We start from the raw sequence: 14,553 nt of genomic DNA on the forward strand, positions 1-14,553 counted from the left end.
CATGACGATCTCAAACAACAACGCCATCACAGCCATCGGCGATGAGGGGCTCGGCCAACAGCCCTGGTGGGTGGAGCAGTGGATGGAGCTGATCAACGGCTATCGCTTCAAGAAGCGACTGGAACGCGCTTGGGGTTATGCCCGGGAAGGCAACGTCACCTCGATCCGTTTTGAAGGCCGCCGGGTGCACGCCAGGGTGCAGGGCACCGGAGAAGACCCATACAAGGTGAAGCTCTGGCTGGATGTGCTCAACGACGAGGACTGGGGCTACGTGCTGGAGGCCCTGACCCAGAAGGCCCGCTGGTCAGCCCAACTGCTGGCGGGAATCATGCCGTCGGACATCGAACGGGCCTTCGCCGCCAGTGGTAAGCGCCTGTTCCCGTTCAAGCTGCAGGAGGTGCGCAGCGAGTGCAGCTGCCCGGACAAGGCCAACCCCTGCAAACACATCAGCGCCGTGTACTTCCTGATGGGGGATCGCTTCAGCGAGGATCCCTTCGTGCTGTTCCAGCTGCGGGGGCGCAACCGCACCAAGCTGCTGGAGGATCTGGCGGAACAGCGCCGCGAGGTGCTCACCAAGCTTGCAGAGCAGGCCAGCGCAGATGGCGCTGACACCGCAACGGAAGACACCGCACCTCTGCCGCCGCACCCGGCCGTGCTGGATCCAGCCCTGTGGTGGTGCTACGAACGCAGCCTGGATGGCGATCTGGTGGTGATCACAGCAGCGTTGGAGGGAGACACGGGCATGGATGCAGCCGGGGAGCTTCCGCTTGCTGAAGATCCACGCTTTCCCGAAGCGCGGGACACCTTCCTCGCCAACCTTCGAGCCCACGGTCAGGCCAGTGCCCAGAGCGCCATGGTCCAGGCGATGACAGCCGGCAGCTGAGCCGCTGATGGGGGATGCACCTTGGTTGAGCGCCGAGAAGCGCGGCCTGACAGCCCTGCTGCTGAGCTCCTATCAGCGGGCCTTCCAGCAGCCGCTGATCGGAGCGGCGCGATCCAGTCAGTCGATACGTCTGTGCTGTCAGGAGCTGTTCAGCTGCGGCTTTCCGGTGTTGGCCCATGGCATCGGCGCCGACCCTGTTTTGATCTATGCCAACGCCGCAGCACTCCAACTCTGGGGTCGACGCTGGGCCGACATGGTCGGCATGCCCTCACGACTCACCGCCCCAGATGAGGTCCGATCGGAACGTCGACAAGCGCTGAAACAAGCACAAACCCAGGACGCCATGCGCGGCTATGGGGGTGTACGTATTGATCAGCAAGGCCGGCATTTCATGATCCGCAACGCCCGGATCTGGACCTTGTTGGATGAAGAGAACCGCCCGATCGGCCAGGCCGCCTGCTTCCACGATTGGTGGTGGATCTGAATCGGTTCGGTTTGGACACTATTCCTGTCGTAGCAACCGAATCATGGGGTGCAGACCGAATCAAAATGGCCGGTTCACACCCTTCTGGTTCTCATCCAGACCGCGCAGATTGTCGATGCGGGCGATCAACCCAGTCCGCAGATGTTCACTCTTCGGAGCAACAACCATGCTGACCCTGCGCCAATCCCCCTTTGACCTGTTCGAGCGTCTCGAACAGCAAATCGCCACCGCTGAGCGGGTGCCCAATGCCGAAATCGTCGAAACCGAAAACGGTTATGTCGTACGGCTGGAGTTACCCGGCGTTCAGCGGGACTCCATTGACATCAAAGCCACCGATCGCAACCTGGTGATCAGCGCCGAGCGCACCGCCAGCAGCGATGAGGCAACCGTTCTATTGAGCGAGTTCCGGAGCGGCACCTGGAGCCGCAGCTTCCGCTTCCCCCACAGCCTCAACCGCGAGGAGATCACCGCCAATTTCCGCGACGGCATCCTTGAGATCACGGCAGGAAAAGCGGTGAACCACACCAGCGTCTCCGTTCAACTAGAGGACTGAAGGCATCAAAAACGCGACAGACGGACCACGACGAACTGACATCGACCCCCGCCACGGCGGGGGTTTTTCGTTGCCCTGGGGTTGGCTTCAGGCCGCACCAAGCCCCAGGAAAAAACGGCCGATGAACAACAGGCTGAAGCCACTGAAAAACACCAGCCCGAACCAGCAGAAGGCCCGGGTCAGCGGGCCGAAGCGATGCTCCTCCGGCACCAGGCTGCTGTTGATGGTGTCCATCGCCATCCAGGCGAACAGGGGGGCCGTAAGAAAACTGCCGGTCATCGCGCCGAAGACGAAATCCTTCACACCGATGCCGCCGCCTTTGGCCACCACAAGCGCCACCACTGCCGCCAGCAGATGCACCACCACCCAGAGATCGAAGCGGCGCTGCAACGGCCCTGGTGCAGCATCACCACTGTCGCTCTGGCGTAGCAGACCCTGGATCGCCGCAATGCTGCGGGGATAGGCATCCAGACAGGTGAGCGTGGTGCTGAACATGGCTGAAAACGCCGCAGGGATGATCACCCAGGCCGCCCAGCCTCCCATCGCAGCGGTATAGAGCTTGATCAGCTTCTGGGCGAAGGACACTCCGCTGCCGGCAAGCATTCCGTCGCCGCTGCCATACATCGTGTAGGAGCCAAGGATCACAAAGAACAGCGCCGTCAGCACCGTGATGCAGTAGCCGAGGTTGAAGTCGAATTCAGCCTCCTTTGGCGTCGCCGTGTGTTCGGTGTCCCGGGCTCGAGAGAACATCCACAGCGACGGCCAGACGCACATCTCCACCGGCCCCGGCATCCAGCCCATCAAAGGGATCAGGAACGCAAGGTTGGCCAGGGTCCAGGGGGTGGGATCGGTGGACACCCAACTGGCGGCCACATCTCCGACCGGACCGCGGATCAACAGGGAGGCCGCCGCCACCCCCGTGAGCAGGGTGAGCAACACCACCAAGAGCTTTGACAGACGATCAAGTGCCCGGTAATGACCGAGCAGCAGCACCAGACCGCAGACCACCAGCACCGCGATCGACAGGCCATAGGGGTCCTGCCCCGTCAGGCCCGGGACATTGGTGAGCAGTAGCCCTGCCACGAAGCTGACCGCCGCAATCGTCGCCGTGCCCGTCATCAGACTCACCAGCAGATACAGGGGCAGATAGGCGGTATTGCGCCGCTGAAAGCCCTCCAACAGCGACAGGCCTGTGGCGGCCGTAAAGCGGGTTCCAACCCGCAGAAAGGGGTACTTCACCAGGTTGGTGAGCAGGATCAAACCCACCAGGGCAAAGCCGAAGCGTGCCCCGGCCGTGGTGGACGACATCAGGTGGGATCCCCCGATGCAGGCACCGGCCAGAAGGATTCCCGGACCGATACTCCGACGCAGGGAGCTGGAGGCCATCAGTGGCTTGCAACTGGCGTCATCCTCCAGCGTCACCGGTCTGAACAACCTTCTTAGAGTCATGCTCACTTCATGAACGCCCCATGGTCGTCGCTGCCGCTGCACCAAAGCTGTCGCTGCAGTGCGAAACCATCGCCGGTGATACGAGCACGATCCGTTCGCTCGACTGGGATCGCAGCCGCTTCGACATCGAGTTCGGGCTGCGCAACGGCACCACCTACAACGCCTTTCTGGTGCGGGGTGAACGCACCGCCCTGATTGACACCAGCCACGCCAAGTTCCGCGACACCTGGATTCCTCTGCTGAAGGAGCAGATCGAGCCCACAGCCATCGATGTGCTGATTGTGAGCCACACCGAACCGGATCACTCAGGATTGATCGGCGACCTGATCGACCTCAACCCCGACGTTGAGATCGTCGGCTCGAAGGTGGCGCTGCAGTTCCTGCAGGATCAGGTGCACCGGCCCTTCAAGTCCCGCGCGGTGAAGTCCGGCGAGGAGCTGGATCTTGGAACCAACCCGGAGAGCGGCATCCAGCATCGCTTCGAATTCCTCAGTGCTCCGAACCTGCACTGGCCGGACACGATCTTTTCCTTTGATCACGGCACCGGCATCCTCTACACCTGCGATGCCTTCGGCCTCCACTACTGCTCCGACGACGTCTTCGACAGTGACCCGGGCGCCATCGCCCCGGACTTCCGCTTCTATTACGACTGCTTGATGGGGCCCAACGCCCGCAGCGTGTTGCAAGCCCTCAAACGCATGGGCGGACTGCCGGAGATCAACACGATCGCCGTCGGCCATGGCCCCCTACTGCGCCACCACCTCAGCCACTGGGTGAATGACTATCGCGAGTGGAGTGGTCAACGCAGCAAGGGTGAGAGTTATGCAGCCGTCTGCTATCTGAGCCAATACGGCTTCTCAGACAGGATCAGCCAGGCCATCGCCCACGGAATCGGCAAGGCCGAAGCCCAGGTGCAGCTGGTGGACCTGCGCGCTACTGACCCACAGGAATTGACGGCGCTGATTGGAGATGCCAAAGCGGTGGTGGTGCCCACCTGGCCAGCGGAACCGGACTGGGAGCTGCAGGCATCCATCGGCACCCTGCTTGCAGCACTCCATCCAAAACAATTGGTAGGCGTTTTTGATGCCTTCGGCGGCAACGATGAGCCGATTGACGCCGTGGCCGATCAGCTGCGCAGCCAGGGCCAGAAGCAGGCCTTCGCGCCGCTGCGCATCCGTCAGCTACCGCAGGGGAACGATTACCAGCGCTGCGAAGAATCCGGTACCGACCTCGGCCAGCTGCTGACCAAGGAGAAAGCCATCGCGGCAATGAAGAGCCTGGATGGAGATCTGGACAAGGCCCTTGGGCGGATCAGCGGCGGGTTGTACGTGGTGACAGCGAGCCAGGGCGAGGGGGAATCCCAGCGCCGCAGCGCCATGGTGGCCAGTTGGGTGAGCCAGGCCAGCTTTTCCCCACCGGGCCTCACGGTGGCGGTCGCCAAGGACAGGGCCATCGAAGCCCTGATGCAGGTAGGGGACCGCTTTGTGCTCAATGTGCTGCGGGAGGACAACCACCAGCCGCTGCTGCGCCATTTCCTCAAGCGTTTTCCCCCTGGTGCTGATCGCTTTGCCGGCGTGAGCGTTCTGGAGGGGGTTGCGGATGGCGGCCCTGTGTTGACCGATGCCCTGGCCTACCTCGGTTGCCGGGTGGAGCAACGGATGGAAGGACCCGACCACTGGATCATCTACGCCGTGGTGGAGCAGGGCAATGTGGCCGATGCCGAAGCCAGTACCGCCGTGCACCACCGCAAAGTGGGCAACCACTACTGATGAGCGTGACCAGCACCAGCACCGAGCGACGCACGCTTCAAATCCCGATCGACACCGGCGTGGTTGCTTTACGTGGGCTGAGCCCCCAACGCCATCGCTTCGAACTGGAATATGCCCTTGAACGCGGTAGCACCGCCAACAGCGTGCTGTTTGCCGCCGGGGACGACCAACCCGCGGTTCTGGTGCATCCCCCCGGAGCGGCATACAGCGCTGTCTTCCTGCCGGCGCTGGCGAAGCTGCTGCCAGACGCCTCCCAACCTCTGCTGGTGGTCGTGGGACACGTCAACCCCAACCGGGTGGCGCTGCTGCGCAGCCTCGCTGAGACCTACCCAGGGCTGGAGCTGATCACCTCCAACGCTGGCGCCAAATTGCTGGAGGAACTCTGGACGCAGCGGAAGCCGTCCCCTCCTGGAGAAGAGCAGCAGCAACCGCCGTTGCCGGATCTGCCACCGCTGCGGGTGATTCGCCACGAGCAAACCCTGGTCATGGCCCAGGGCCGCAGCTTGCAGCTGATCGCCACACCGACACCCCGCTGGCCTGGCGGCCTGCTCGCGTTTGAGCAAACCCTGGGACTGCTGATCAGCGACAAGTTTTTCAGCGCCCATGTGTGCACGGAGGAGTGGGCCGAGACCAACCGCACCAGCACGGAGGAAGAACGGCGCCACTTCTACGACTGCCTGATGGCACCGATGGCCCGTCAGGTGGAAGGGGTGGTGGAACGTCTGGAAGAGCTGGACATCCGCACCATTGCCCCGGGCCACGGACCTGCGATCGAAGCCAGCTGGCGCAGCCTGTTGAGTGATTACCGTCGCTGGGGAGAAGGCCAGCAGAACGCAAGCCTGAATGTGGCTCTGCTGTTTGCCAGCGCTTACGGCAACACCGCCGCTATCGCCGATGCCCTGGCCCAGGGTGTGAGCCGCACCGGCATCCGTGTGAATAGTCTCAACTGTGAGTTCACTCCAGCGGATGAACTGATCGGCACCATTCAGCAGTCCGATGCCGTTTTGATCGGATCACCCACCCTGGGGGGCCATGCACCCACCCCGATCGTCTCGGCCCTGGGCACCCTTCTGGCTGAAGGCGATCGCGGCAAACCCGTTGGCGTGTTCGGCAGCTTCGGCTGGAGCGGTGAAGCCGTGGACCTGCTGGAAACCAAGCTCCGCGATGGCGGCTTCAGCTTCGGATTCGAGCCGATCCGGGTGAAATTCAGCCCCGAAGCCACGAAAGTGAAGGAGCTCGAGGAAATCGGCACCCGCTTTGGTCGGCAGCTGCTGCAGGCTCAGAAAAAAGCGCAGCGGCGCAGTGCTGGCGGCCTCAGTGAAAGCCGAAGCGATCCGGCGGTTCTGGCCCTCGGCCGGGTCATCGGCTCCCTTTGTGTGCTCACCACCCGCAAAGGAGAGCTCAGCGGCGCCATGGTGGCGAGCTGGGTCAGCCAGGCCAGCTTCACTCCTCCGGGGATCACCGTGGCGGTGGCCAAGGACAGGGCCGTGGAAGCACTCCTTCACAAGGGCGACCGCTTTGCGCTGAACGTGTTGGCGGAAGGCCGTGAAACGGCTCAGATGAAGCAATTCCTGCAACCCTTCGCACCGGGTGCTGACCGCTTTGCCGGACTTGAGCTCCAGGAGAGCCCCGGCGATCAACCGCTGTTGCCGGAGGCACTGGCGTGGCTGGAGGGCAGCGTGAAACAGCGCATGGAATGCGGCGACCACTGGCTGGTGTACGCGGAAGTGCTGCATGGAGGCCTGTTCGATCCAGCCGGATCAACCGCCGTGCACCAACGCCGCAGCGGGGCGAATTACTGAGCCCAAGCACACCGGAGCTCCAACTCATAATGAGTATGAGTAAGCGCTAAGTTGTGGACCGCTGAATTGATCAACAGCAATGGATTTGTCCAAGCCCTCCACCCAGGCCAATCTCGAGGCCGCCTTCGGCGGGGAAAGCATGGCCAATCGCAAATATTTGTTCTTTGCCGATGTAGCCAAGAAACTCGGCCACAACGACCTCGCCAAGCTGTTTCGCGAGACCGCAGCCCAGGAAACCGAGCACGCCTTCGCCCATTTCCGTCTGCTCCACCCCGAGCTGGCGATTGAGAACGCCGATGACCTCAACGTTGAACAGAAGCAGGCGATGTTGAGTCGCTGCCTCGAACTCGCGATTGAAGGGGAAACCTACGAGTACACAACGATGTACCCGGAATTCGCTGCCCAGGCCCGTCAGGACCGAGACAGTGGAGCCGAAGCGGAGTTCGCTGAGCAAAGCAGCGAATCCATGGAGCATGCCGGCACCTTTCGAACCGCTGCCAAGAATTTCGGTCTTCTGACCCCGATCGAACAGCATCACGCCGCAACCTATGGCGTCGCTCTCGAGGCACTCCAAGGCAAGGGAACGGCCGGCCAGATGGATCAACCCATTCCGGGCAAATGGATCTGCAAGGTCTGCTCAATGATCTATGACCCAACGGCTGGCGATCCCGATTCCGGCATTGCTCCTGGCACTGCCTTTGAACAGATTCCCGACGACTGGCATTGCCCGATCTGTGGTGCTCGCAAGGCCAGCTTTGTGCCTTACCGGGAAGCAGAACTCAAGGCGGCCTGACAGGGGGCTGAATGGGGTTCGGAACGTGCGATCAGTGGAAGATCACCACGATGCAGAACGCCACGGCGAACCCCAGACCTCCCAGGATGCTGACGTAATCCTGGGTTTCCTCGTAGGCCTCAGGAATCACCGTCTGCAGGGTCATGGCCAGCACACCACCCCCAGCGAAAGCCGTTGTGATCGCCTTGAAAGCAACTGGTGCGGAGGCCATCAGGACATGAGCCATCACGGCGGCAATCACGCACAGCAGGACAACGACAGACCAGATTTGGAAAATCCGTGAAAGGCTGAATCCTGAGCGCCTTAATCCCGCGCCACTTGCCAAGCCCTCAGGGATGTTCGCGACGGCGATAGCGGTTATCACAGACACGCTGACCAAGGGATTGTCGAGCAAAGAGACCCCGATGCTGATCGACTCAGGAATTCCATCCAAAGCCGCTCCAAACAGCAACGCCATAGCTGTGGCATGTTCCCCTTGCTGCTCTTCAGTGAGATTGCCGACGCCACCACAGTTCGCCGAACATCGACGTTTGATGCCCAGCTCACAAATCATTCGATTCAGAACCACGTAGCTGATCAAGCCCAGAAAGAAACCCGTCAGCGCCGGACCAATCCCTCCGAGATCTAGGGCGACCCGCATTAGGTCAAAACAAAGCAAGGAAATCAGCAGGCCACTGCTGAAGGCCAAAAACAAGGCGGTGACTCGCTTGGGCGGCAACAGCCGAGCCCCGAGGTAGGCCGCAACCACAGCCGAAACCATGGCGACAAATGACCAGATCAGGGCATCAACGGCAGTACCGCCCTGAGTCAAGGAAGGATCGGCAGCTAGCAACAAGGGTTCTACGAACAACAAGTTAGTTTTCCTTTCCCACTGGGATGAAATAGCCAGAACAATCCGCAAAGGCTCGGAATCCTGCGGTGATGTTCGGAATCAGGCGCTCGAGGAATCGTCACCTAATCGGGATGCCTGTTCACCCCATTCATGGAGGCCATCCAGCACAGGCAACAGGTCTCGCCCGAGCGTGGTCAAGGTGTAGTCCACACGGGGCGGCACCTCCGGATGAATGGTGCGGGCCAGAACGCCATCCACTTCCAAATCGCGCAATTGATCGGTGAGCACCTTCTGGCTGATGCCATCGAGCGCACGCTGCAAATCAGAGAAACGCCGCGTGCCCTCCGCCAGCTCCCGCAGCACCAACAACTTCCAGCGGCCCTTGATCACCCGCAGGGCCAACTCAGCCTTGCAATCACCATCACTCTGTCCGTCCTGAAATCCCCTGTGCTCCGCCAAAGGTCACCTTCAGGTCACTCCCCCACTTTGACGTGCGTTCTTGTGCGGAGGCATCGAACTGCAGACAATTAGTTCAGACGCTTCGCAACGGGATGGCCCCGTCCGCTCCAGATCTCCTGGTCCTGGCTGCCAGTAATGGCGAAAACCTGAAACTGGCCCAGCGCTTCGTGGCGGCTGCCGAACAACGTCAGCAACGGGCAGACCTGCTCGATCTCACCCGGTTGGATCTCCCCCTGTTCACCCCAAGGGCCGAACAGAAGGAACGCAATCCACCCTTGATCAAGCTTGAACAGCAGTTGCAGCAGGCACCCCGTTGGGTGATCTGCGCCCCGGAATACAACGGCTCCATTCCGCCGGTGCTCAGCAACGCGATCGCCTGGCTGTCGGTGCAGGGGGACGACTTCCGCGACCTGTTCAACGGCCGCCCGATCGCCATGGCGACGGTGTCCGGCAGTGGCGGCATGGAACTGCTGGTGTCCCTGCGAATTCAGCTCACCCATCTGGGTGCGCAGGTGGTGGGCCGCCAGCTGCTCGGCAACAAGTCCAAACCACCCGAAGACGAGACGATCAACGACCTGATCCATCGCCTGCTTCAACTCCAACCTCTCGCTCTCTGAACCGATGACCAACCTGCTTTCCAAAACCGCTGTCATTCACAGACCATCCAACGAGCGTTTTCACAGCCGCCTGAACTGGCTGGATTCCCGCCACACCTTTTCGTTCTCCAATCATTTCGATCCCGCCTGGACAGGCTTCGGCCCCCTGCTGGTGATCAATGACGACACCATTGCCGCCGGTGAAGGATTTGGCATGCACCCACACCGCGATATGGAAATCATCACGGTGATGGTCGAGGGTCAGATCAACCACCAGGACTCCATGGGCCACGCTGAAGTGCTGCGGGCTGGAGAGGTGCAACGCATGAGCGCTGGCAGGGGGATCGTGCACAGTGAGATGAACAGAGGCCAGTCGCCCTGTCGCCTTCTGCAGATCTGGATTGCACCTGTCCACAAGGGACTTGAGCCGTCCTACGAGCAACGCCACATCGACGTCGGCAAGGCCTGGACACCGCTGCTGAATCCAGACCCGAGCCAAGGGGCCATGGCCATCGACCGGCCGGTCCGGCTCTGGCGGGCGCAACCCAAGCAGGGGCAGGAGCTCATCCTGCCCGCTGAAAGTGGTGACACCCTTTGGCTGCAACTGATCAACGGCTCCGTCCAGCTGGAAGGGATTGATGGCGATGCCCCTGATGCGCTCCAGTGCGGTGATGGCCTGGGACTGCGAAACCAGCGGAACTGGACCCTGACAAGCCAGACCGACGAGGCCGATCTTCTGTTGTTCAGCCTGGCCTGAACCGCCACATGTGGATTCATGCCCAAATGACTAGGCAGTAGCGCTCGATACACTTGCGCGTCGCAAAGGTCACATTGCCTGCGTCGCAAAGGATCTCGTCGACCACAAATTTCAGAATCTCGCCCAGGCTCCAGACCTTGAGGTGTTGATCCCAAAGAGATTCGGGCAATGCGAGCCACACCAGATCTGGTGCCTTCAAATGACAAGGTCACAACAACCGACTCCCAAGAGCGATGGGATTCCCGATGAGCCATGAGGCCGTGGTGCGATACCGCGGCTATCTTCTGCTGCCTCAGACCAATCAAAGCTGGCTGGTGCGCCCGGAACGCAGTCCAATGCAGCAATTGCCATTTCGGACGCCGACCTGCTCGCTGGCCGACGTCAAAGCGCTATTGGACTGGCGACTGTCGCAGGAACGATCAGAGATCGGGGTGGCCTGAATCAGGCCGCCGCAGGTGGCGGCGTGGGATCGCCCAGGGGTTGGAATGGAATCACCAGGGTGGCCCAATGGTCGGGTCGCTCTGGGCGAGGGCGACGCGGCTGGCGCACACCGAAGGGCACACGCAGCACATTGGTTCCTTCAATGGGCAAGGTATGGCCTCGGTTCAGCGCCGACTGCAGGCCTTCAGGCAGTTGTGGCAGATCCGGACCTTGTACTGATTCAGCGGATTTGTTGATGTCGCTCCGATCCATGGTGTCCCCCGACAGACGAATCAGTTGCCGAAAAGTTTGACTGAAGTTGAACAAACAACTGTTCAATCCAAATCATCTTTTCGGTTTTCAGTGAAAATTTACACGCCAGAAGTCAAAAGCACCAGCCCGAACTGGCACGTCGCCCCCTTACGCAGCAACCGCCACGGCAATCTCTTCAACGCTTGGGCACGTGCAAATCAAGTTGCGATCGCCATAGGCATTGTCAATGCGAGCCACCGCAGGCCACACCTTGTTCTGCTGCTGATCAGGCAACGGGAATGCAGCCTGTTGCCGGCTGTAAGGACGATCCCAGTCCTGGGCGATGACAGCAGCCATCGTGTGAGGAGCCTGTTTCAAGGGGTTATTGCTGGCATCCATAGCCCCTGATTCGATCTCCCGAATTTCATCGCGGATGGCAATCATGGCGTCAGCAAAACGATCCAATTCCCCCAGGCTTTCGCTTTCGGTGGGCTCCACCATCACGGTGCCGGCCACAGGCCAACTCACCGTCGGCGCATGGAAGCCGTAATCCATCAATCGTTTGGCGATGTCATCCACATCGATCCCGGCATCCCGTTTCAACGGACGCAAATCAAGGATGCATTCATGGGCAACACGACCCGTGGCACCGCGGAACAGCACGGGGTAGTGCGGGTCCAGGCGAAGGGCCAGATAGTTGGCGGATAGCAACGCCACCGCTGTGGCCTGGCGCAGGGCCTCCGGCCCCATCATCCGCAAGTACATCCAGCTTATCGGCAGGATGCTCGCGCTGCCCAAAGCTGCTGCAGACACCGGCCCAATGGCTTGATCTGGCGAAGCCTGCAAGGGATGACCGGGGAGGAAGGGAGCCAGATGGGCCGCCACACCGATAGGACCAACACCGGGTCCGCCACCGCCGTGGGGAATGCAGAAGGTCTTGTGCAGGTTCAGATGGCAAACATCGGCACCGAAGGCGCCTGGACGGCACAAACCCACTTGGGCATTGAGGTTGGCGCCGTCGAGATACACCTGACCACCATGGCGATGCACCAGCTCACAAATCCCGCGAATGCCGGTCTCGAAGACGCCATGGGTGGAGGGGTAGGTGACCATAAGGGCCGCGAGGCGATCGGCGTGCTCCGCTGCCCGGGCAGCCAGATCCTGCTGATCGATGTTGCCGTCGGCGTCGCAAGCCACGGCCACCACCTTGAGACCCGCCATCACGGCACTGGCTGGGTTCGTGCCATGGGCACTGGTGGGGATCAGGCAGACATCGCGATGGTCGTCGCCTCTTGAGCGATGCCAGGCCCGGATCACCAGCAGTCCGGCGTACTCCCCCTGGGACCCGGCATTGGGCTGCAGGGACACCGCTGCAAAACCGGTGAGCGCTGCGAGCCAGGCCTCCAGCTGCTCGGCCAACCGCTGGTAGCCGGCGGCCTGAGCCACCGGAGCGAAGGGGTGCAGGCCAGCGAAGGCAGGCCAGCTCACGGGCAGCAGCTCAGCGGCTGCATTGAGTTTCATCGTGCAACTCCCGAGGGGGATCATCCCGTGCACCAAGGAAAGATCGCGACTCACCAGGCGCTGGATGTAGCGCATCAGTTCGGTCTCACTGCGATGGTCGTGAAACACCGATTGGCTAAGCCAGGGGTCAACCCGCTCGGGCACACTGGCCAGCTCCTCAACGGGCGCCAGCGGTAAGGAAGGAGAGGTCTGGCCAGCGGCCGTGGCCAAGGCCGCGACCAACCTGGAGAGTTCATCGGCCGTGGTGCATTCATCCAAGGCGATGCCAAAACCCGTTGAATCGGGCGGATTAGCGCCATCCGGGAGCACCCGCAGGTTGAAACCTGCTTCCCCAACCGCTTGATGCACAGCTGGCGCCAGAGCTGAGGTCACGGTGACCGTGTCGAAGCGCTCTCCGTCCGGCACATCAAAACCAAGGCTTTGCAAAGCACGCTCAAGCTGCCGGCGCTGACCGACGATGCGACGGGCGATCGCCATCAGACCGTTCGGACCGTGATGAACGGCGTAGAAGGACGCCATCACCGCCAGCAGAACCTGGGCCGTGCAGATGTTGCTGGTGGCCTTGTCGCGGCGGATGTGCTGCTCACGGGTCTGCAATGCCAGACGCAGGGCTGGATTGCCTGCCGAATCCCTGGACTGACCCACAAGACGGCCAGGGATCTGACGCTTGTAGGTGTCCTTGGTGGCAAAGAAGGCGGCATGGGGCCCCCCGAAACCCATCGGCACACCGAAACGCTGGGCGCTGCCAACCGCAATGTCAGCGCCAAAGGACGCCACCGGGGCGATCAAGGTCTGAGCCAGAGGATCGATGGCCACCGTCACAAGGGCCCCAGCCTCGTGGGCACGGGCTATCACGGCCGTGGGATCCCAGATCTGACCATCAGCGCCGGGCAACTGCAGCAGCACGCCAAACACTGAGGCGTCAAAGCTGGCCTGCTCTGGGGTGACACGCTCCAGAACGATCCCCAAGGGTTCCGCGCGGGTCTGCAGCACGGCCCAGGTCTGTGGAAGAACGTTGGCATCCACCAGGAAGCGGTTGGCCTCCGTCCGGCGACAAATGCCGTAACTCAGGCTCATCGCTTCCGCTGCCGCCGTGGCCTCATCCAGTAAGGACGCATTGGCGATGGGCAGACCGGTCAGCTCGCTGATCAGGGTCTGGAAATTCAGCAGGGCCTCGAGGCGTCCCTGGGCAATCTCTGCTTGATACGGGGTATAGGCCGTGTACCAGGCAGGATTTTCGAAGACCTGGCGCTGGATCAAGGCCGGCGTGGCTGTTCCGTGGTAACCCAGGCCGATCAACGAGCGGCGTGAATCATTGGCGGCTGCGATCTCACGCAGATGGGATAAGGCTTCGGCTTCGCCGCAACCTGGTGGAAGCAACCCCTGCGGTGGAGATTCATCAAAAATGTCCTCCGGCACAACGTCAGCCAGAAAGGCAGCCATGTCCGCGTAGCCCAGCGCGGAGAGCATCCGTTGCTGTTCGGCGTCGCTGGGACCGACGTGACGCTGCAGGAAGGGGGAGGTCACCAAGGCGGACGCCATAGAATCCGCCGATCGTAAAGAAGGGTGACCGCAGCCCGATGTCAGCCTGCGTTCACCTTGGTGCCGTAGGTGCCGGCATCCATCAGGGCTTCCAGCTGGGCGGGATCACTGGGGCGCAGCACCAGCAACCAACCTTCCCCATGGGGATCGTTCTGCAACTCCTCAGGGCTGGCGAGCACCGCTTCATTTCGCTGCACCACCTCGCCGGCCACCGGGGCGTACATGTCCTCCACAGCCTTCACCGATTCAACCGATCCAAACGTGGCGCCCTTGTCGAGGCTGTCGCCCACGTCGGGGAGATCTACGAACACGATGTCTCCCAACTGATCCACGGCAAAGGCACTGATGCCCACCCGCACAAGCTCACCGTCGGCATTGGCGTACTCGTGGCTATCAGCGAAGCGGAAGGAAGCGGGGAACTCGAACGCCATTGACGGCAGA

The 14,553-nt window shown here is 61.6% G+C and carries 16 protein-coding genes; 9 read left to right on the forward strand and 7 right to left on the reverse strand.

Going from position 1 to position 14,553, the window contains the following annotated elements:
• Window position 1: 1 nt before the first annotated feature.
• From SynA1524_RS12000 to SynA1524_RS12010, 3 genes are all read left to right on the forward strand, one after another.
• A complete protein-coding gene (locus tag SynA1524_RS12000) occupies window positions 2-883 on the forward strand; it encodes an SWIM zinc finger family protein (protein ID WP_186498263.1) in 882 nt (293 codons plus the stop codon).
• 7 nt (window positions 884-890) lie between these two features.
• On the forward strand, window positions 891-1,367 hold the full coding sequence (locus SynA1524_RS12005) for an MEKHLA domain-containing protein (protein WP_186498264.1): 477 nt from the start codon (window positions 891-893) through the stop codon (window positions 1,365-1,367).
• Between the two features lie 166 nt (window positions 1,368-1,533).
• Window positions 1,534-1,920, forward strand: coding sequence for an Hsp20/alpha crystallin family protein (locus SynA1524_RS12010; protein WP_186498265.1), 387 nt, complete (start codon window positions 1,534-1,536; stop codon window positions 1,918-1,920).
• Window positions 1,921-2,007: 87 nt separating this feature from the next.
• Here SynA1524_RS12010 and SynA1524_RS12015 read toward each other — a convergent pair whose 3' ends face one another.
• Window positions 2,008-3,306 (reverse strand): NRAMP family divalent metal transporter, encoded by a 1,299-nt coding sequence (locus SynA1524_RS12015; protein ID WP_186498266.1) that lies wholly within the window; start codon window positions 3,304-3,306, stop codon window positions 2,008-2,010.
• 83 nt (window positions 3,307-3,389) lie between these two features.
• Here SynA1524_RS12015 and SynA1524_RS12020 point away from each other — a divergent pair, with 83 nt between their 5' ends.
• From SynA1524_RS12020 to SynA1524_RS12030, 3 genes are all read left to right on the forward strand, one after another.
• Entirely contained in the window at window positions 3,390-5,138 is a 1,749-nt protein-coding gene (locus tag SynA1524_RS12020; protein ID WP_186498267.1) for a diflavin flavoprotein, read from the forward strand.
• Window positions 5,138-6,940: a diflavin flavoprotein gene (locus SynA1524_RS12025; RefSeq protein ID WP_186498268.1), complete on the forward strand. Its 1,803-nt coding sequence runs from the start codon at window positions 5,138-5,140 to the stop codon at window positions 6,938-6,940. Before SynA1524_RS12020 ends, SynA1524_RS12025 begins: the two co-directional genes overlap by 1 nt.
• 79 nt (window positions 6,941-7,019) lie before the next feature.
• Window positions 7,020-7,733, forward strand: coding sequence for a rubrerythrin family protein (locus tag SynA1524_RS12030; RefSeq protein ID WP_186498269.1), 714 nt, complete (start codon window positions 7,020-7,022; stop codon window positions 7,731-7,733).
• A gap of 31 nt (window positions 7,734-7,764) precedes the next feature.
• Here the strand turns inward: SynA1524_RS12030 and SynA1524_RS12035 are convergent, their stop codons facing one another.
• Window positions 7,765-8,544 carry a ZIP family metal transporter gene (locus SynA1524_RS12035; protein WP_186498270.1) on the reverse strand — a complete coding sequence of 260 codons (780 nt, stop codon included), beginning with the start codon at window positions 8,542-8,544 and terminating at the stop codon, window positions 7,765-7,767.
• 120 nt (window positions 8,545-8,664) lie between these two features.
• Window positions 8,665-9,024, reverse strand: a complete 360-nt coding sequence (locus tag SynA1524_RS12040) for a winged helix-turn-helix transcriptional regulator (protein WP_186498271.1) — start codon at window positions 9,022-9,024, stop codon at window positions 8,665-8,667.
• A 92-nt stretch (window positions 9,025-9,116) separates the two neighbouring features.
• On the opposite strand from SynA1524_RS12040, the gene SynA1524_RS12045 reads away from it, so the two are divergent.
• Together SynA1524_RS12045 and SynA1524_RS12050 are read left to right on the forward strand one after the other, a co-directional pair.
• Window positions 9,117-9,641: an NAD(P)H-dependent oxidoreductase gene (locus tag SynA1524_RS12045; protein WP_186498272.1), complete on the forward strand. Its 525-nt coding sequence runs from the start codon at window positions 9,117-9,119 to the stop codon at window positions 9,639-9,641.
• A gap of 4 nt (window positions 9,642-9,645) precedes the next feature.
• Window positions 9,646-10,377 (forward strand): pirin family protein, encoded by a 732-nt coding sequence (locus tag SynA1524_RS12050; protein ID WP_186498273.1) that lies wholly within the window; start codon window positions 9,646-9,648, stop codon window positions 10,375-10,377.
• A gap of 16 nt (window positions 10,378-10,393) precedes the next feature.
• On the opposite strand, the gene SynA1524_RS12055 is transcribed toward SynA1524_RS12050, so the two are convergent.
• Complete coding sequence (locus tag SynA1524_RS12055) at window positions 10,394-10,558, reverse strand: hypothetical protein (RefSeq protein WP_222930490.1); 165 nt, start codon at window positions 10,556-10,558, stop codon at window positions 10,394-10,396.
• A 52-nt stretch (window positions 10,559-10,610) separates the two neighbouring features.
• Between SynA1524_RS12055 and SynA1524_RS12060 the strand changes: the two genes are divergently transcribed.
• Entirely contained in the window at window positions 10,611-10,817 is a 207-nt protein-coding gene (locus tag SynA1524_RS12060) for a hypothetical protein (protein ID WP_186498275.1), read from the forward strand.
• A gap of 1 nt (window position 10,818) precedes the next feature.
• Here the strand turns inward: SynA1524_RS12060 and SynA1524_RS12065 are convergent, their stop codons facing one another.
• The 3 genes from SynA1524_RS12065 to gcvH all read right to left on the reverse strand — a co-directional run bounded on the left by SynA1524_RS12065 (window position 10,819) and on the right by gcvH (window position 14,543).
• Window positions 10,819-11,070 (reverse strand): hypothetical protein, encoded by a 252-nt coding sequence (locus tag SynA1524_RS12065; protein ID WP_186498276.1) that lies wholly within the window; start codon window positions 11,068-11,070, stop codon window positions 10,819-10,821.
• 147 nt (window positions 11,071-11,217) lie between these two features.
• Complete coding sequence (gcvP, locus tag SynA1524_RS12070) at window positions 11,218-14,112, reverse strand: aminomethyl-transferring glycine dehydrogenase (RefSeq protein ID WP_186498277.1); 2,895 nt, start codon at window positions 14,110-14,112, stop codon at window positions 11,218-11,220.
• A 41-nt stretch (window positions 14,113-14,153) separates the two neighbouring features.
• A complete protein-coding gene (gene gcvH, locus SynA1524_RS12075) occupies window positions 14,154-14,543 on the reverse strand; it encodes a glycine cleavage system protein GcvH (RefSeq protein ID WP_186498278.1) in 390 nt (129 codons plus the stop codon).
• Between the last annotated feature and the right edge of the window lie 10 nt (window positions 14,544-14,553).

The sequence above is a fragment of the Synechococcus sp. A15-24 genome (assembly GCF_014280195.1).
Lineage (GTDB): Bacteria > Cyanobacteriota > Cyanobacteriia > PCC-6307 > Cyanobiaceae > Parasynechococcus.